Source organism: Pseudomonas sp. W5-36, from assembly GCF_046540455.1.
Taxonomy (GTDB): Bacteria; Pseudomonadota; Gammaproteobacteria; order Pseudomonadales; family Pseudomonadaceae; genus Aquipseudomonas; species Aquipseudomonas graminis_B.
The window spans coordinates 254,166-270,807 of record NZ_JAXCIQ010000002.1 but is presented as its reverse complement, the minus strand read 5'-3'; the positions used below and the strand labels follow the sequence as shown (position 1 = coordinate 270,807).

Here is a 16,642-nt window from a genome sequence, read left to right as displayed (position 1 = left end):
CATCTACGCAACGAGGGACGCATCCGCCTTCGCCGACTTCGGCAACAAAAAACCAGTTACCAAGCTCGCCATCTGCACCAGATCTGCAGGATCCATCTGGCCGATTTCGTGTTCGGTCAAGGTCGGGTTTGTGATGCGCGGGAGCACTTTGCGCAGGGCCAGTACGTCCATTTGCAGAAGGTCGGTCAGCGTTACCCCGCGCAGTTCGCCTGCCATGGGTTTGCGAAGAGTGACCTCGTGAATCTCGGACGAGCCGCGCTTGATCGGGCTGTCCAGGATGACGGTGTTCGGGTTCAGCTCGACGGCGGTAACTTCGTTGGTGGCTTCGGTGGTGGTCATGATTGGTACCCGTGATGGAGAGTGAGGCGCCGGTAGGGCCGGCGCGTTGCGGCGTGCTTATAGGCCGATCGCCTTTCGATGTGCGGCGAGCCTGTCCTCGCCGTTGACGACGAAAATGAAGTTGAGCAGGTCGATTTCCACCTCGACGCTTCCGTCGATCGTCAGCTTGTAGTAGCTGCAGGCGGTGTTGAATTTGTGCTCGGTGTCTTCGCCGCCTTCCGAGTCGCCCATGTCGATCTCTTCATGCCGGCCGCGGACAACCACTTCCACAGCGGAAACCTGCTCGTCGTCGTCCCGCTGGATTGAACCAGCCCAACGCAGCTGGACGCCGCTGACTGATACGGCGCCGTATTGACGCAGCGCGGTGAGGTCCCAGCCGCCGAGCGTCCATTCCAGGGTGATACCGTCGTCGCTGTGGCCGAGGTCAACCTTCACCGGGCCATCCATACCGCCGCCGCGCCAGGCTTCCAGCTTGCGGCCCAGCTTCGGCAGGGTGACGGTCTTGCACTGACCGACGTAGCTGACGCCGTCGTTGTACAGGTTCATGTTCTTGAGTTTTTTGGGCAGAGCCATAGTGGCGCTCTCCTGTAGGCGCGGCCGTGGCCGCGCTATTCAATGGGGGGATCAGCCGTTTACGCGGCTGGCGAAGTCGACCAGGTAACGATCGGTGATGCGCTGACGCAGGTTCAGGTTCTCCAGCGGCGGCACCGGCGTGTAGTCGTAGTCCAGGAAGAGCTTGCCGGCCTTGAGGGTGTCCTTGTCGTTTGCTGCCTCGTCGTACCAGCACTCGCCGCCGATCAGATACCCCTGGCGCACCAGGTCACGGAATTTGGCGTTGATGCCTTCCACGATGTCGCGCACTAGGCTCGGGTGCATCGGCTTGTCCACGGCCCAGAAGTGGTTCTCGGCCATCGTGTCGGCCAGTACCTGTGCGGTTCGTGTGTAGTTCTCGAAAGCGAACAGCGGATCGTCGCTGCAGGTGCGCGAGCCCCAGAAACGGAATCCGTCGCGGCGAATCAGCGTCGTCACGTCCGCAGCGTTCAGCAGTCCTGCATCGGTGTCGGGGTTCTGCAGGTCCCAGTAAACGTCTTTGCTCAGACCCGTCACGCCGTTGACGGCCACGTTGGATAGGGTCTTGTGCCAGCCCGTTTGCTGGTCAATTTTTGCTCGCAGGCCCAAAGCGCGCGCCACCGCTGCAGCCGGTGCTTCGGCGTTCAAAGCAGTGTCGAAGTTGATGAAGTCGGGCCAAATGGTCATCAGCTCGCGCGCGCCGAAGTTCTCGCGGTATGCGATGGCCTCGGACACGGTTTCGCAGTTCCAGGCATTGGCATATGCGAACCCGCGAAGCTTCTGGGCGATCGCGACCAGCTCGGTAGTCACCGGGAGGCTGTCCAGACCAGGAGCACCCAGAATGCGTGGACGAACCCCCAACTGGACCTCTGCGGCCAGGAGCGCTTTCAAACCTGTGTACTGACCATTGGCACTCACACCGCCGATCACATTGGAGCTGGTGGCGGCGGCGTCCGCGCCCTCGGCGACACGAACGACAACGGCGACGGGGCTGGCCTGATCGGCGATCGCATCCAGGCTTCGTGCAAGAGTGCCTTTTACTCCGGCTTTGCCGCTGGCGGTCAGTACGTCAGTCAGGAGGACGGGCTTGTTGAGCGGAAAAGTCGCCGCATCCGCATCTTCGGCGGTGCAGACCATGCCGATTACGGCAGTGGCGACGGTGCGAATAGGGCGTGAGCCCTCGTTGATTTCGACGACTCGGACGCCGTGATGATAATCGGTTGGCATGTGAGAACCTGCGCGTGGGGGGCAATGAGAGCAGGGTGACGCGCGCGGGACTGGGGGGCGAGTTAGGTGCCATGTAGCAGGGGTTAATACAAAGAAAATGCCCCGCTTTAGCGGGGCGTTGGGCGAATGGCGAACTCAGGAAGCGCTCATGTCCTTGGCAGTTCTTCTTTTGACACCCCCACTGTTGGGAGCGATTCGCCTTCCTCAACAGGAGCTACAAAAGGCCCCACAGGTTCTTCAGGCCAGGCGAATTTGCTCGGGTAGCCTGGCTGCGTGTCCAATTGAGCGAGTTTCGCCCGGTACAGCCGCCATGCACTCAGTTCCACCTCGATACTCGGTAGAGAAGCAATCTGTGTGTCTGTTGCCAGGTTGAAGGAGATTGCGTCTTGCAGAGTGTCCACGGTTGCGGCGAGCTCATTGATCCGCGCGGTAGCGGCTGCTGAGATGGATACCCGTCGGCACATCACTTGAGCTTGGATCATTTCAATGGTCGGTTCTTGAACCTCGCCGAACTCCCCAGCGACCGCCCGCTCGTACAGCTCGACCCCGTGTGGCTCCGTATCATCTGGGGATGCCGCAAAGGGTACTTCGCCATAAGTATCTTTGTTTTCCTCAAACAGCACTTGCAGTGTAATTGAAGTATGGGCCAAGTCAGCCCAGCGTGGCTCACGCGCACTTAGTACAGTAAACATATATTTCCCCTTAGCTAACTCTTTGGAAGAGTGTTCTTTCGAAATTGGTAAAAGCCCCGTGGACTCGCCAAGTGCCCACTCCAATGGAGCCGGAAGTATTGGCCGCGCCGTCGCCGGAATTGGTTGAGCTGTACCGCAGATTAGTACCCGCAACTAACCCGCCCTGGTTGACCTGCCCCTGAGAGGTGATAACCGTTGCGAAGGCGTAGGAGCCGACGCCATTCAAGCCCAGCCCGCCGATCTTTGGGCCTAAGTTCTGATCGCTGATCAGATCGCCCATGTCCGTCGCATCAACTTGAAGCCGCAGACTTCCGGCCGCGTTGTAGCCGAGACGCACTTTGTTGGCCCCCATACCGGCGCCGCCGCCTTGCTCAATAGGCGTATAGCCCAGGCGTGGTTGCAGGTAATAAACCTGCCCGTCAGATGTTCGGCGCAGGTAAGGGAGGGCAACGTTGTCGGCTGCAAAGCCGACATGCGTAATTGCGTCTGACAAAGCCCGTTGAGTATCTCGAGCATCTGACTCTGCTTTGGTGTAAGCATTGGTGATGCCATATGCGGCCAGCGTCGTACCCCAGTTAGCTTTGCTGTTAGGGTCGAAGTTTCCCGAGTACCACAAGTTCCCCATGTCGGTGGCGTCCACCGTCACTTTCACGCCGCTGGGCGAATAACCCATCTTGATCGGATTGTTATTCTGACCAATGCCCCCGCCGTTCTGTACCGGCGTAAAACCGAGGCGCGGCTGCAAAAAGAAAATCTGAGAGTCACTTTCACGACGCATATATGGCAAGGTCGGGTCGTTGGCCTGGAAGCCGGCTGCAGAAATCCAGTCCCTTACTAGGCGGGTCGCAACCTGCGCATCCGTCTCCGCCTTGGTGTAGGCATTGGTGATGCCGTAGGCGGCCAGCGTCGACCCCCAATTGGCTTTGCTGTTGGGGTCGAAGTTGCCGGCATACCAGAGATTGCCAAGGTCCGTATTATCGATCGCAGCCTTGAGCACCGTTCCCGACCAACCGATTCTGACGGTGTTGGCCTGCTGGCCCGCGCCGGTCCCTTGCTGCACGGCGGTAAAGCCGAGCTTGGGCTGTAGCAGCGCGTTCTTGGCGTCGATTTCCGTTTTGGTGTAAGCATCGCCGATGCCGTATCCGCCCAAGGTCGTGGGATTGCTCCCCGCAACCACCAGCCCCCGGATATCGACGGTGACCTGTCGGTAAGTGCCCGGGATTACCCCGTTCGGCCCCGCCACCCGTTCGAACACCAGCGCAGTGGAGCCCAAGACGACCGGCGCATTGGTCGTCAACTGCCACAGGGTGTCCGCAAGGGTTGCGCCTTCTTCGACGCTGACCAGCAGATTCGGCGTGACTTCGGCACTGGCATCAGCATCGGTCGCCCGAGACCAGACGCCTGCAGCCGCGATCCAGATGCCGTTTTCACGACCGTTAGCCTGATTTTTCACCAGCACCCGGTCGCCAGCGACCAATTGGGCACCCTCCAGCACTGGCAGCCCGGAAAGCGCGATCGGGCCCGTTGTGGCTACACGCACCGACTGCTTTGAATCCAGTCTGGCAATCTCATCGGCTAGACGCTGCTCAACAAAAGCACGAGTCGCGAGCACCACCGATGGGTCTATTTTCAACTCGACGTTGGCCGAGTTGCTGACAATCAAGTTCATGCGAACCACTTGAGTCCGCCCTGATCCCTGGGCGAGCGTCGGCTTGTACGAAGGCGCGCAGTTTGCGACAGCAACCAGATCGCCGTCCGCGTCGTATAGGCCGATCTCGCGGATCCAGTTGCCGCCGATCTCTGCAGGGATGACCTGCTCGGCGATGATGATGGCCGGGTTGCTTGGGTCCTGCTTGAGCTCATTGAGCGGCGCTCGGCGCCACTCTCGAATCAGCGTCTTCTGCTTGGCATCAGGTTGAGGATCCGTGCCATTGGCGTCACCAACACCCATCTGGGTGATCTTCCAAGCAATGCCGAGTGCGTCTGCGTTGGCCTGCTTTGCGACACCGATATTCGTGAGGATTGCGAAGAACTGCGAGTTTTGGTCTGTCATGAATACACGTCCAGGGTGTCTACAGTGGTTTCTCGCCCACCCCGGCCGATCACACCCGAGACTTCGATGTCTCGTTGCTGCGGTGGGTAAACGTCAATTACATCGCCCTCGCTGATCGAGGCGCTCAGATAAGTGCGGCCGTTTGTCTCCAAGCTGATAGCCAGCCCGATCAAATGGCGGGTAAGGGGCTTGGCGTCGTCGATCAGCGCGCTCAGCTCTTGGTACATCTCGTCTGTGATGCCCGTGTCCAGGACGCCGACTTTGAGTTGGAATGTGCCCGGGACGCCCTCGGGCTTGAGCTGCCACCACTCCTGGACATCGAGCAGATAGCCCAGAGGTTCAACGACCCGGCGCAGCGCGCCGATCGTTCCTTTGCGGGAGTGCACGAAGTACGAGGACTTGATGACCCTGCGCTTTATCGCTTCGGGCCAGCGCTCGTCCCAGCGATCCACCGAAAATGCCCACGCGAGGTAGGGCAGTAGTGCAAGTGGGCACCGATCGGGGTTGGACAGGTCACGGATAGGGATCGGGACGCGCTCGATCTGCTGCAATGCCGAGGCGGCCAGTTGCTCCAGCGTTTGGGCGTTGGGCGGTAGAAGGGGCGTCATAGTTCGGTACCGACTACGACGCTTACGCTTGTGCAGTAGGCCGCCTGGTAGGGGGTTGGCTTGATGTCTTTCCAGTTATGGAGGACTACCTTGCGCACGCCCTCAACGTGCAGCGCCGCATGGACTGCTGATTCCGAAATCTCAACCCCCAAGCGACGACGCTGGGTAACGAACCCCGAGAGCTTTTGCTGTGCTGCAGCGCGAATAGGCTCGCCTTCCGGACCATTGGTTGCGAGATACAGCGTCGCGTCGACGCCATAGGGCAGTACCTCTACAGACTGAACCGTCAGCCGATCAGCCACCGGGCGCCGGTCTTCATCGTTCAGGTAGGCATAAACGATGTCGAGCACGGCCTGGTCGACAGATCCGTCGCCCAGGAGCGCCTGCACTGTCACCACTGCAACGGCAGGGGACGGGCTCTCGGCGGTGGCATCTGCGATACGACCGTCAGCGCTGCGGGCATGCAGGATGTAACTGTTTTTTGGACCGGCAGTGGATAGACCTTCCCATGCCATCTGCGCTCGCTCGCGCAGGCTGTCGTCCGATTCCATTACGGCTGGGGTTGGAGGGATCGTGCTTGGATTGGCAGGCGACACAACAAGGCGCTCGACGTCGACGTTTCCAGCGACCTGCTCCAGGTCCTTGCCTTTGGCCTTGGCAAGCATGGTGCCGAGCGCCGCCTCGTTGACCCGCTGCCGCCACAGCGTCTCGCGGTAGGCATTCTCCTGGATCAGCTTTGTAAGCGGTTCTGACTCCAGCGCCAGGGTCGCTGCGACTTCGGCCTGCTGATCAGCCGGCCAAAGGGTGACGGCATAGGCTTTGCGATCGGCCAGGATCTCCTCGTAATCAATTCGCTCGACCACGTCCGGATCGGGGAGCAGGGTCAGATCGATGGGAGTGAAGGTATTCATGCTGACGCTCCCAGGCTCAGGGGTACGCGGAGGCTCAATGGCTCGTTGGTGTCGACCACCGAGCCCTCGATGTCGAGAATTGCTTGCCCGGGCTGTTCGCCGAGAGACAACTGCACCCGGCTCAGCCGGATGCGAGGTTCCCAGCGCATCAACGCGATTGCGACGGCGGCATACGCCTGCAGCTTGGTTGCGTTGTTCAACGGCCAGTCGACGAGGTCAGCCAGCTGGCTGCCGTAGTCCCGGCGCATGATTCGCGTGCCCAGCGGCGTGCTCAGGATGTCGCTGATGGATTGAGCGAGATGCGCGCTGCCGGTCAACGTTTTACCGTTTTTGCTGTTCATGCCGATCATGGGATGGGCCCATCCGAAACTTCGTTGCCGCGCTTCACGCCAGCCGTTCGGTGATTGACCAGGCTGATTCCCACCGGCCCCGCAACGACGTCCTTGCTGATGGTCACGAGGCCCTCGATCACCACGTCGCCCGTGATGTGTACGCCGCCGGGCGCAACCAGTACCGCCTTGCCGCCGTCTGGCAGCGTTGCGGTCAGGGTGTGGGTTTTGGTGTCGTAATCCACGGTCGCGCCGTCGCGGTACCGGCGGCGGCGACGGGTGAGGCTCTGATCAGGCGCAGGGAAGAGGTCGCTGTTGAAGCCGGAGATAACGAAGCCATGAGCGGGATTGCCGGAGAGCGAGAGCACCAGGCACTGCTCATTGATGCTTGGCGGATCCCAGTCACTGTCCTCGCCGGCGCGCAGCGTATAGAACGGCAACCAGTCCGTGAGCAGGCCCCCGGTTTTAACCTGGCAACGGGGGATCGCCGGATCGATCGCGGCAATGGTGCCGGCGCGGATCAGGTTTTCTAGGCGTCGAATTACATCAGTGAGGGAGTCCATGACGCGGATGGTGCGGCTCGCGCGTGCGTGCCGCATCACCGGGACGGTGTAGGAGGGGGGTCTACAAGGCGGCGTTAGCCAGCGAGGTGATCGATCAGCGCATTCCGGATGGTATCCAGCTCGTCACCGGAGAAACCCAGCAATTCCCGGGTGTCGTATTGCACGTCTGCTTGACCTTTGGCCGGCCGGTCGCGCAGTCCGTACTGGTGGATTCGCGCGATACGCCCGACGCGACCGACAAAGCCAATCGAGAAACCGCCGGCATTATTTTCCGTGCGCAGGTATCGCGCGGTTTTGAGCTTGGTGAACATCTTCGTTTTGACCCGCCCCTTCTTTCCGCGCAGATCCTTGGGCTTGCGAGGGACAAACGAGCTGCCGTCCGGATTGCGTTGGGCTGTGACTCGTTTCTGCTGGCTGCGTCGCAGATCACGGGCCATCGTGCCGAGCAGTTTTCGGCGCTCGGAATCGCTTAATTTCGCCAGCAGTACGCTGGCCCATTGTTCCAGGGCGTGCAGGTCCTGGCTCATGGGCGGTTCCAGCGCGTGATGAACACCCCGTCTGATGTGAAGAGCTCAAGGCTTGCGAGGTCGAACGGATCGTCCGCAACGACGGGCTCGGGCGGATGACTGACCTGCAGGGTTCCATCGTCCTGGCGTTTGACGATTACCCGCTCGGTTAGCGGCAGTTTGATCGACAGGTCGACCTTGCTGTTGTCCAGGACATCGGCCTCGAAAACGATTGAGTCCTTGCTGCGATCGACGTTTTCCATCAGCTCACGCTGGTTCACCAGCACCCACGCCAGCAGCGGGATGGCGACGGCGTCCGGGTGACCTGCGTAGTCGGTCAGAATCAGATTGAGCGTGTAGATGTATTCGAACGACAGGCCGAACCCAGCGGTACTCCGGATCTTCCCGTTGTCGATGAAGATCATCAGCCGGTCCGGATTCTGCGCCAGATCTGGAACGGCCGCGAGCAGGTGCGCGCGCAGTGATTCGTGCTTGTTCATGGTTTCCGCGCCTGTTCCAGCTGATGCTGATAGACGATATCGACTTGCGCGGCACAATCCGCCCATGCCGCCTCGATCACGTCCTGGTCATCCAGAAGCGCGCCGTTACTGAGCGGTCGCGTCGCCGGCAGGACGCACGGCACGACTGCCGGACAACCAGTCTCGATAAGCAGCGGCTCCGGTGATGGCGGGGCGGTCGCGCAGCCGGCGAGCAGCGTCAGGGAGAAGCTGATCAGCCCATAGCCGAAGCTCTTCGTTTTCACGTTTCAAGTCCTCAATTGTCTGCTTCCGATCGGAGAGCGCTTTGCGAAGGTCGTTCTGCAGGAGGCGCAGCGCCGCTTGCGCCTTCCGCTCCGCATCCAGCGCGCCCGTCATCTGGGTGGCCACAGCCTCGCTGCGGGTGGCCCTGCCGAGCGCGGCGGTTGTGGCGCCTTGGGCCAGCTCGACGTTTTTGTCCGCGACCTCGATTCGCTCGGACTGGGCCCAGAGCAACAACCCCAAAGCGCAGAGCAACGCCAGCCCGTACAGCGCCTGGCGCAGCGTGCTCATTTCCGGTACCAGCCAGCGGCGTTCATTACGGACGCGTCGGCTTGGCGAAGGTCGGCGCAGATCACGATGGCCTTAATGCCAGGCTTGGCGATCGTGATTGCCTCCCCCAGCTGCTGAACCAGTTCATAGGGGGTATCTGCCGGCAGCGTGAAGATATCGCCGTCGACGGGGCTCAGCTTGCGGATCTGGTTGTGATCGATCATGCGGCCTCCGGCACTGGACAACCCGCAGCGTGACGCTGATAAGCGCGTTCGAGCTTGGTGTCGTACAGGTTTCGCGCGTAGTCCGGGCCGTTGTAGTCCTTGGCGAACGCAGCCCACTTCTTGCCCTTGAGCGACTTGAGCAGCCCCGCGTCAGATTCAATGAAACGCACGAAGGCTTCGAACTGCTCGTTTTCGTTCTTGAACATGCGCGACACAAAGTCCTGCACGCTGGCGTAGCCGAGCCGCACCGCGTGGTACCCCATAACCTGGAACGCGCCCCAACTGGCCGATTCCAACGCGCACAGGTCATCGATCAGTCGCGCGTTCGCCAGGCGCTGATGCTCGGCGGAGCCGCCGGCATACCCACCGGCCTTGGGATTGACGAGGTTAGGCTGGGCGGCAGCCAGCTGATCAGCATGCTTTTTCAGCGCCGCCGCATCATCGTCGGGCGAGCGTGGGGTTTCGAGCCGGCGGTACATGACATGGCGCTCGAAAAGGATTTTCGGCTTGCCGTTATCCAGGAAGCCACTGCCTTGGCTTTCGACCTCGTTCACGGCCATCACCACGGCGAGCTCGACGCCCAGTCTCGCCGCCGCGCTTACCAGGGAGGCGTGCTGTAGGAGGTTGCAGCAATCATTGCCGGACAGAGCCATGACGGTCTTCTGGCCTGCAATACCGTCGATTACCAAGCCAACCTTGCGCTGGTAATCGCGAACCGCAGTCTCCGTGCCATCGCCGTAAATGCCGTCAGGATTAAGCCCGGCCCCTTGAAGGTTCAGGCGTTGCTGCAGCACGCGGACTTCTTGGCCGCGATCCCCATGACGTAAGACGCTCATACTTGTTCCACCTTGCGATTCAGGAAGGATTTGGCAATGGCGCGCGTGGTTTCAACGCCCAGCAGGCCAATCACACCGCCGAAGAACGGGCCTGTCGTCGTGGGGATGCCCAGCAGCGACAGGCCGTGGCTCGCTGATAGGGCCAGCAGCCCGCACAAAGGAGCCTCCAGCAGAACCCGTCGCCATGTGCCTCCTCCGTACATGATGCGTAGGGCCGCGATCACGGCGGCCAGTCCACCTGCGTAAAACGCAGGCCAGTTTTGTTGGAGCCAGGCAGCGAACCAGGCCCATGAATCCGGTTTGTCAGGCATGCGCTTTGATCCGCTATCTGAGGGTGAAATGGGGAGGTCATCCGTGAATGTCCTGTGATGAATCAGTCCCATAGATTCACCATTTGCAGGACCTGAGCCTGGGGTGCCGCGTCTGGGAGGATCACCGCCGTGCCGTGCGGCAGGACGGGGCCCAGATCGGCAAGGCCGGGGTTCGCGTTCAGTACCGCCTCGGTGACGCCAGCAGTGCGGCCGTACACCCGCCAGCAGAGCGCGTCGACGGTGTCGTGCTGTTGGGCATACACGGTCGTCGCCATCAGATGAGCTCCACTGTCGAGTGCGGAACACCCAGCAGATCGCGAATCGCGAACCGGGCATCGCGGCGGTATTCGTCAACTGACGGCGTCAGTTCGTCAGCGTTTTTGTTGCCTTCGGTCGAGGTGTCATAGCTGCGGTACCGCTCGGTGAGTTCGGCGCCGGCACTGCAATAGATGGATCGGCGATAGAGGTGCACGAGCAGGCTGATGCCCTTGATCTCGTCCGCTGGTACCGCTTCCAGCGTGTCGTGTCCTTCGGCTTTGTAGCCTTTCTTGACTGCGCTCAACTCGCCGTTGACTTGAATCAGCGCGTTGACAATCGCTACCTCAAGACGCGCGTCGGTAACGCTGCCATCGATCCTTAAAGATGCGCGCACATGGGCGCCATCGATGTCCGGCCAGAATCCGTCGTTCGTGATGGGGTACGGGGCAGTAGTGTTTGTGCCAGTGGCAATGAATCCGCTCATGTTTCTGCCCTAAGTCGGCGGTGGCCGAGGCGTCGCAGCAAGGAAAGGAGAGAACCTGCTGATCAGCCTCGGGCCGCCGGGGTTGCGGGGTACGCTCGGTCAGCTCCCTGGTGGGGGAGCAATCTTTTTCTGAAGGCGCTCGGCGCCTTCCAGGTCTTTTTTGCCACCGCAGCTGCTGTTCAGTTCGATGGCCCGTTTGAGCAGCTCGATCCCTGCCATTACCTGCCCGGGTTGGCCGGGGTTATCCGCGTCCAGACCTGCCACAGTGGCGCGGCCGGTAGCGAGGTACAGCTTCGCCCTGGCCTCGTCGGGCATGTCGTGGTCTGCGGTCAACTCCATCGCGCGGTGCAAGATGGCGAGGTCAAACGTTCCGTTGGTCTTCTGTGCCTTCAAGGCCGCTTCCGCGATTTCTTCAGCAATCAGGCAGCCGGTGGTTCGTTCGAAGCGATCAGGCATGAGCAGGTTGTGCTGCAACACATACGCTGCAATTTGGAGCGCGCCGGCATAATCCGAGGCGTCCACGCGCCAGATCATGATCGTCGTCAGCACTTCGTCCTGGGCGCCGTTGCCAGCGGACAACACACCGTCGACGTAGGGGATATAGGCCGGCAGAAGCTGCAACTTCAGCGCGGCTTTCCCTTCATTCGACTGAATCTGCTTGAGGCGCAGACGATCCTGGAGAAGCTGGGCCAGCTGCATTTCGTAGGCCGTCCCGCCCGCCATCGATACCAACGGCGTAGCAGCAGCGGCTTCCTGTGACGCAAGCGCCTGCAGCCGGTGACGTTGAGCGAGAGAAAGGCCCATGATTACTTGGCCTCTTCGATGTGTTCGACGAGAGCGCCCAGGCCGAAGTCTTCGACGACATAAGCCTCGTTCGACGACTGGTAGTCCGCGATGCGATCGCGCTCCGGTTCTTCGCGGGTCATACGGCGACGAGCGCCGATCTGGAAGTAGATCGACAGGTTCTTGAGGGTGGTCACGAACACACCGCCGTCAATGAAGAACGGGGCATCGACGTAGGGCAGACCGCCCAGCGTGCCGTTCGCAAGGATGCGGGCTGCAGCCAGCTCGTTTTCGTTGTCTGCTGCGCCTTCGATGTTCGCCAGGAACTTGGAGTGCAGCAGGTTGCGGTCGACCAAAACGACCAGATCTGGACGCTTGCGGTGCCACGGGTCCAGCAACTGGATCGCGTCGTACACCAAACCGTCGAGGGTTTTGTAGTCGCCGGTCGGGCCAATCGTGATCTTGCCGGCAACTTTGCCGCTGCTCAGAACGCGCTCTGGTGCCTTGGTGCGGTACTTCTCAAGCCAGCCGATGTTTACATCTTCCAGCAATGGATGGGCGGCGCGGTCGGTGTCAGCGGCAACGGTTTTCCCGTTGAAGCCGATCATGATGCGGTCGAGTGCTTGCTGCCCGACGATCGCGCCCGACAAGCGTGCCTGGAAATCCTTGAACTTTGCCCAGGCATCGAGCAGTTGATACTTCACGTAGGTGTCGAAGTCGGTTTTCTTGCAGCTGTAGGTATCGCTCTTCAGCGCGCCAACGCTGCGCGGATCGCGAGCCTTGACCGACGTATCGGTACGGCCAGCAATCGTCGAGCCCACGCCCAGCAGGATCGCTTCACCTTCCTGCTCATCGACGCCGATGACGTTGATCTGTTTCAGGAAATCGCTCGATTCCTGGATGGCGGTTTCGAGGGTTTGTTGCACCGTCGGAGTGACGGTGAATTTCTCAGCCGCCGAGGCGACGGCGTTGAGCAGTGCCACCTGCTTGCTGAAGCCGTTGAAGGCAAGTCGTGTTTCGTTACGCATGGTGTTCTCCAGGTAAACCTTTGGGTGAGCGGTTCGATCAGTAGGCAGTCAGCACAGCGCCGTCGCCGCCGACTACGGGTGGACGGCTCGTCTGGCTGTGGTCCTGGGTCTCGCCCAGGCGCTTGATCAGGTCGTTGAAGTCGGTGCTGAGCTTGTCGAAACTGCCCTGCAGGGAGCTGTGGGCTTCCTCGATCGAGGTAAACAATCGGGACTGCTCGGCAGCGTGGCCGGCAAGCGCACCCACGGCGTCGTTCAGCTTCGAAAACTTCCCGTCGTCGGTTTCGGGCTTCTCGATCTCGACCGGCTTGTCTTTTTCTTTGGTCGCGCCGAGCAGTTCGGCGATGCGTGAGAACAGCTCTTCGAATCTGCCGGGGGTCTCCTCGATCTCGTCGAATTCGAGCTTCGCTTCCAGCAGCTCGGAAAACAGGTTGTCCGGCTTGCTCTTGCGTGCCTTGAGCGGCGATGCGTCCGGGTTCTGCGCGCTGAAAGTCAGCATTTCAGTGCCCAGGCTCGCAGGCGAATCGGTGACGGCTAACCCGTCCAGGTACGCGCGACCGGTATCGGCGAACTTGGGTGCGATCTCGATGCTGGTGTACAGCTTCTGACGCGCCTTGTTCATGGCGATCAGGTCCGGCGTGGGTTCGATCTGGACGAACAGGGCCAGCTTTTTCGCGCCGTTGACGTCGACCTCTTCAGTCTTCGCGGCCAGCACGTCGCCGTAAGCACGGAACGGGCTGTCGGGCAATACACTGCGGTAGTGCTCCATCCAGACGCGTGCTGCGTAGGTGTTCGGGTTGTAGGTTTCGGCTGCGTCGACCAGCCACTGGCGCTCAATCTGGCGGCCGTCGGTGGTTGCGCCTTCAACGGCGACGCGGAACCATTTGGATCGAAATTTCTTACTCATTGAGCGGGTCCTCAAAGCGATGCTGCTGGGTGCAATTGCGTTGAGGTGCATCGTCGACATTGGCGCTTTTATGAGCAATCGGCGCCAGTTGTAACCCCGGGCGCTACACGGCCCGTCACTACGCCTTCACGCGCGCGTGGCGTCAGCATCGCCGCCATGACGACAACCGAAGCCACTCCCATCCGCGATAACCGCCGTCAGGCCAAATTCCTTTACTGGACCGGCCTGCGGATCTGCGCGATCGCCGAAATGTTGGAGGAGAAAGAAAAGACCGTTCACGCCTGGAAGACCCGCGACGAGTGGGACCGGGCCGACAACGTCGAGCGGATCGGCGGGGCTCTCGAAGCGCGCCTGGTGCAACTGATCCTGAAAGACGGAAAGACCGGCGGGGACTTCAAGGAAATTGACCTGCTCCATCGTCAGCTGGAACGGCAGGCTCGCATCGAGCGGTACAAGGCGGGCGGCACCGACACTGATCTCAATCCGAATCTGGCGAAGCGTAACGAGGGGCCGAAGAAGAAGGCGGCGCGCAACGAGTTCAGCGAGGAGCAGATCGAGCAGCTGACCGAGGCGTTCAAGGATGGGTGTTTTGGCTATCAATTGGACTGGTACCGGGCGAGCAATCAGCGCACCAGGGCAATCCTTAAAAGCCGGCAGATCGGCGCGACTTACTACTTTGCCCGGGAGGCGTTCATTGACGCCCTGGTCACTGGCCGCAACCAGATATTCCTGTCGGCTTCGAAGAACCAGGCGCACATCTTCAAGGCTTACATTCAAGGGTTTGCGCGTGAAGTGTGTGGCGTCGAGCTGACTGGCGATCCGATCATTCTTGCCAACGGCGCGGAGCTTCATTTCCTCGGCACGAACGCCCGAACCGCTCAGGGTTATCACGGTAATTTCTACTTCGACGAATTCTTCTGGACGTTCAAGTTCAACGAACTGAACAAGGTCGCCAGCGGCATGGCGATGCAGAAGCAGTACCGCCGCACCTACTTTTCAACGCCATCGAGCATGGCGCATGAGGCGTACACGTTCTGGACCGGCGAACGGTTCAACAAAGGCAAACCGGCGGCGCAGCGGCTCAGTCTGGACGTGTCCCACGACGCGCTGCAGCAGGGCAGGCTGTGTGAGGACCGCATCTGGCGTCAGATCGTCACCATCCTGGACGCTGAACAGCGTGGCTGCGATCTCTTCGACCTGGAAGAGCTGCGGCTCGAATACAACGCGGATGCGTTCGCGAATCTGCTGATGTGTCAGTTCGTCGACGACGGAGCCAGCATCTTCCCCCTCAACGTGCTGCAGCCGTGCATGGTCGACAGTTGGGTCGAGTGGTCCGAGGACTACAAGCCGTTCGCGGCGCGGCCGTTTGCCGATCGGCAGGTGTGGGTGGGTTATGACCCGGCGGAAACAGGCGACAGCTCTGGGCTCGTCGTCGTCGCTCCGCCGCTCGTGCCCGGCGGTAAATTCCGCGTGCTCGAGCGCCATCAGTTCCGGGGGATGGATTTCGCGGCGCAGGCCGAAGCGATCCGCCAGGTCACGCTGCGGTACTGGGTCACCTACATCGGCGTCGACATTACCGGCATGGGCTCTGGTGTGGCCCAACTGGTGCGCCAATTCTTTCCGAACGTCACCACGTTCAGCTATTCGCCCGAGGTGAAGACGCGGCTGGTGCTCAAGGCATATGACGTGATTCACAAGCGGCGCCTCGAATTCGACGCCGGCTGGACCGACATGGCGCAGTCGTTGATGGCGATCCGCAAGACCATCACGGCCAGCGGCCGGCAATTCACCTATACCGCAGGCCGCACCGACGAGACCGGACATGCGGATCTCGCCTGGGCGCTCTTCCACGCACTGCAGAACGAACCGCTTGAGGGCCAGACCTCAACGAATACTGGCTTCATGGAGATTTACTGATGAGCAACCGCCGCAGCAGAAACACGCAAACCAGCGCCGCGACCCGGCCCCCGATCGAGGGGGATCTGCTGCCTGCGGCCGGCGGCAAGATGGAGGCGTTCACTTTCGGCGATCCCACGCCCGTGCTTGATGAGCGGGGAATACTGGATTACCTGGAGTGCTGGCTCAACGGGCGGTGGTACGAGCCGCCCATGTCCCTTGATGGTCTTGCGAAGTCGTCCAGGGCCAGCGTGTTCCTGCAGTCGGGGCTGAACTTCAAACGGAATATGCTGGCTCGCACTTTCATCCCTCACAAGCTGCTCACACGGCAAACGTTCGAACAGTTCGCCCTGGACTTCCTCTGGTGTGGCAACGGCTATCTCGAAAAGCGCGACAGCATGATGCGAAGCACGCTCGGCTTGCAGCCTGCCTTGGGCAAGTACATGCGGCGCGGCGTTGACCTGGACACCTATTACCAGGTTCGTGGGTGGAGCGATGAACACGAGTTCAAGAAGGGGACCGTTTTTCATCAGCGTGAGGCTGATATCAATCAGGAAATCTACGGCCTTCCGGAGTGGCTCCCGGCGCTGCAAAGCGCGCTGCTGAACGAGTCCGCCACGCTGTTTCGGCGCAAGTACTACAACAACGGCAGTCACGCCGGCTTCATCATGTACATGACCGATACGGCCCAGAACGAGACCGACGTTGCGGCGCTGCGCAGCGCGCTGAAGGCCGCAAAAGGCCCGGGCAACTTCCGCAACCTGTTCATGTACGCGCCTGGTGGCAAGAAGGACGGAATTCAGCTGATCCCCGTCAGCGAGGTTGCGGCAAAGGACGAGTTCGCCTCGATCAAGAACATCAGCCGCGATGACATGCTGGCCGCGCTGCGTATCCCGCCGCAGCTCATGGGCATCGTCCCGCAGAACGCTGGCGGGTTTGGCTCCATCAAGGAAGCCGCCCAGATCTGGGCGATGAACGAGCTCGAACCCGTTCAGGCCCGCCTGCAGCAGATCAACGATTGGCTGGGCGAGGAGGTGGTGCGCTTCCGGCCTTTCGAACCAGTCGCTGACAACACTCTTCTCAATCCGTAAT

Annotated in this window: 22 protein-coding genes and 1 pseudogene; 2 read left to right on the top strand and 21 right to left on the bottom strand. The window is 60.8% G+C overall.

Annotated features, from left to right (window positions below; genetic code table 11):
* Positions 1 to 3 precede the first annotated feature (3 nt).
* The 21 genes and pseudogenes from SLW74_RS04120 to SLW74_RS04020 all read right to left on the bottom strand — a co-directional run bounded on the left by SLW74_RS04120 (position 4) and on the right by SLW74_RS04020 (position 13,654).
* Positions 4 to 339: a phage tail assembly protein gene (locus tag SLW74_RS04120; protein ID WP_410928210.1), complete on the bottom strand. Its 336-nt coding sequence runs from the start codon at positions 337 to 339 to the stop codon at positions 4 to 6.
* Between the two features lie 57 nt (positions 340 to 396).
* Positions 397 to 912: a phage major tail tube protein gene (locus tag SLW74_RS04115; RefSeq protein WP_410928209.1), complete on the bottom strand. Its 516-nt coding sequence runs from the start codon at positions 910 to 912 to the stop codon at positions 397 to 399.
* Between the two features lie 51 nt (positions 913 to 963).
* Positions 964 to 2,136: a phage tail sheath protein gene (locus SLW74_RS04110; protein ID WP_410928208.1), complete on the bottom strand. Its 1,173-nt coding sequence runs from the start codon at positions 2,134 to 2,136 to the stop codon at positions 964 to 966.
* 146 nt (positions 2,137 to 2,282) lie between these two features.
* Positions 2,283 to 2,828, bottom strand: coding sequence for a phage tail assembly chaperone (locus SLW74_RS04105; RefSeq protein WP_410928207.1), 546 nt, complete (start codon positions 2,826 to 2,828; stop codon positions 2,283 to 2,285).
* A gap of 10 nt (positions 2,829 to 2,838) precedes the next feature.
* Positions 2,839 to 4,881 carry a phage tail protein gene (locus SLW74_RS04100; RefSeq protein WP_410928206.1) on the bottom strand — a complete coding sequence of 681 codons (2,043 nt, stop codon included), beginning with the start codon at positions 4,879 to 4,881 and terminating at the stop codon, positions 2,839 to 2,841.
* Positions 4,878 to 5,489: a phage tail protein I gene (locus tag SLW74_RS04095; RefSeq protein ID WP_410928205.1), complete on the bottom strand. Its 612-nt coding sequence runs from the start codon at positions 5,487 to 5,489 to the stop codon at positions 4,878 to 4,880. The genes SLW74_RS04100 and SLW74_RS04095 overlap by 4 nt, the downstream gene beginning before the upstream one ends.
* Positions 5,486 to 6,400 (bottom strand): baseplate J/gp47 family protein, encoded by a 915-nt coding sequence (locus SLW74_RS04090; RefSeq protein WP_410928204.1) that lies wholly within the window; start codon positions 6,398 to 6,400, stop codon positions 5,486 to 5,488. Before SLW74_RS04090 ends, SLW74_RS04095 begins: the two co-directional genes overlap by 4 nt.
* On the bottom strand, positions 6,397 to 6,750 hold the full coding sequence (locus SLW74_RS04085) for a GPW/gp25 family protein (RefSeq protein ID WP_410928203.1): 354 nt from the start codon (positions 6,748 to 6,750) through the stop codon (positions 6,397 to 6,399). Before SLW74_RS04085 ends, SLW74_RS04090 begins: the two co-directional genes overlap by 4 nt.
* On the bottom strand, positions 6,747 to 7,328 hold the full coding sequence (locus SLW74_RS04080) for a phage baseplate assembly protein V (RefSeq protein WP_410928202.1): 582 nt from the start codon (positions 7,326 to 7,328) through the stop codon (positions 6,747 to 6,749). The genes SLW74_RS04085 and SLW74_RS04080 overlap by 4 nt, the downstream gene beginning before the upstream one ends.
* Positions 7,329 to 7,366: 38 nt before the next feature.
* The gene (locus tag SLW74_RS04075; protein ID WP_410928201.1) at positions 7,367 to 7,819 is read right to left on the bottom strand and encodes a phage virion morphogenesis protein; all 453 of its coding nucleotides are present in this window, start codon (positions 7,817 to 7,819) and stop codon (positions 7,367 to 7,369) included.
* On the bottom strand, positions 7,816 to 8,298 hold the full coding sequence (locus SLW74_RS04070) for a phage tail protein (RefSeq protein ID WP_410928200.1): 483 nt from the start codon (positions 8,296 to 8,298) through the stop codon (positions 7,816 to 7,818). Before SLW74_RS04070 ends, SLW74_RS04075 begins: the two co-directional genes overlap by 4 nt.
* Positions 8,295 to 8,489, bottom strand: a pseudogene (gene lysC, locus SLW74_RS04065) (Rz1-like lysis system protein LysC); the annotation flags it as partial. The pseudogene lysC and the gene SLW74_RS04070, both read right to left, overlap by 4 nt.
* Complete coding sequence (gene lysB, locus SLW74_RS04060; protein WP_410928199.1) at positions 8,404 to 8,847, bottom strand: Rz-like lysis system protein LysB; 444 nt, start codon at positions 8,845 to 8,847, stop codon at positions 8,404 to 8,406. The pseudogene lysC and the gene lysB, both read right to left, overlap by 86 nt.
* Positions 8,844 to 9,050 carry a hypothetical protein gene (locus SLW74_RS04055; RefSeq protein WP_410928198.1) on the bottom strand — a complete coding sequence of 69 codons (207 nt, stop codon included), beginning with the start codon at positions 9,048 to 9,050 and terminating at the stop codon, positions 8,844 to 8,846. The genes lysB and SLW74_RS04055 overlap by 4 nt, the downstream gene beginning before the upstream one ends.
* On the bottom strand, positions 9,047 to 9,886 hold the full coding sequence (locus SLW74_RS04050; RefSeq protein ID WP_410928197.1) for an N-acetylmuramidase domain-containing protein: 840 nt from the start codon (positions 9,884 to 9,886) through the stop codon (positions 9,047 to 9,049). Before SLW74_RS04050 ends, SLW74_RS04055 begins: the two co-directional genes overlap by 4 nt.
* Positions 9,883 to 10,197 carry a phage holin, lambda family gene (locus SLW74_RS04045; RefSeq protein ID WP_110950439.1) on the bottom strand — a complete coding sequence of 105 codons (315 nt, stop codon included), beginning with the start codon at positions 10,195 to 10,197 and terminating at the stop codon, positions 9,883 to 9,885. The genes SLW74_RS04050 and SLW74_RS04045 overlap by 4 nt, the downstream gene beginning before the upstream one ends.
* A gap of 62 nt (positions 10,198 to 10,259) precedes the next feature.
* Positions 10,260 to 10,472 (bottom strand): tail protein X, encoded by a 213-nt coding sequence (locus tag SLW74_RS04040; RefSeq protein WP_346628038.1) that lies wholly within the window; start codon positions 10,470 to 10,472, stop codon positions 10,260 to 10,262.
* On the bottom strand, positions 10,472 to 10,939 hold the full coding sequence (locus tag SLW74_RS04035; RefSeq protein WP_192130774.1) for a head completion/stabilization protein: 468 nt from the start codon (positions 10,937 to 10,939) through the stop codon (positions 10,472 to 10,474). Before SLW74_RS04035 ends, SLW74_RS04040 begins: the two co-directional genes overlap by 1 nt.
* 99 nt (positions 10,940 to 11,038) lie before the next feature.
* The gene (locus tag SLW74_RS04030; protein WP_410928196.1) at positions 11,039 to 11,743 is read right to left on the bottom strand and encodes a terminase endonuclease subunit; all 705 of its coding nucleotides are present in this window, start codon (positions 11,741 to 11,743) and stop codon (positions 11,039 to 11,041) included.
* 2 nt (positions 11,744 to 11,745) lie between these two features.
* Positions 11,746 to 12,750, bottom strand: coding sequence for a phage major capsid protein, P2 family (locus SLW74_RS04025; RefSeq protein WP_410928195.1), 1,005 nt, complete (start codon positions 12,748 to 12,750; stop codon positions 11,746 to 11,748).
* A gap of 37 nt (positions 12,751 to 12,787) precedes the next feature.
* Positions 12,788 to 13,654 carry a GPO family capsid scaffolding protein gene (locus tag SLW74_RS04020; RefSeq protein WP_346630024.1) on the bottom strand — a complete coding sequence of 289 codons (867 nt, stop codon included), beginning with the start codon at positions 13,652 to 13,654 and terminating at the stop codon, positions 12,788 to 12,790.
* A gap of 156 nt (positions 13,655 to 13,810) precedes the next feature.
* On the opposite strand from SLW74_RS04020, the gene SLW74_RS04015 reads away from it, so the two are divergent.
* Both SLW74_RS04015 and SLW74_RS04010 read left to right on the top strand, forming a co-directional pair.
* On the top strand, positions 13,811 to 15,571 hold the full coding sequence (locus SLW74_RS04015) for a terminase ATPase subunit family protein (protein ID WP_410928194.1): 1,761 nt from the start codon (positions 13,811 to 13,813) through the stop codon (positions 15,569 to 15,571).
* Complete coding sequence (locus SLW74_RS04010) at positions 15,571 to 16,641, top strand: phage portal protein (RefSeq protein ID WP_410928193.1); 1,071 nt, start codon at positions 15,571 to 15,573, stop codon at positions 16,639 to 16,641. The genes SLW74_RS04015 and SLW74_RS04010 overlap by 1 nt, the downstream gene beginning before the upstream one ends.
* The last annotated feature ends 1 nt before the right edge of the window (position 16,642 follow it).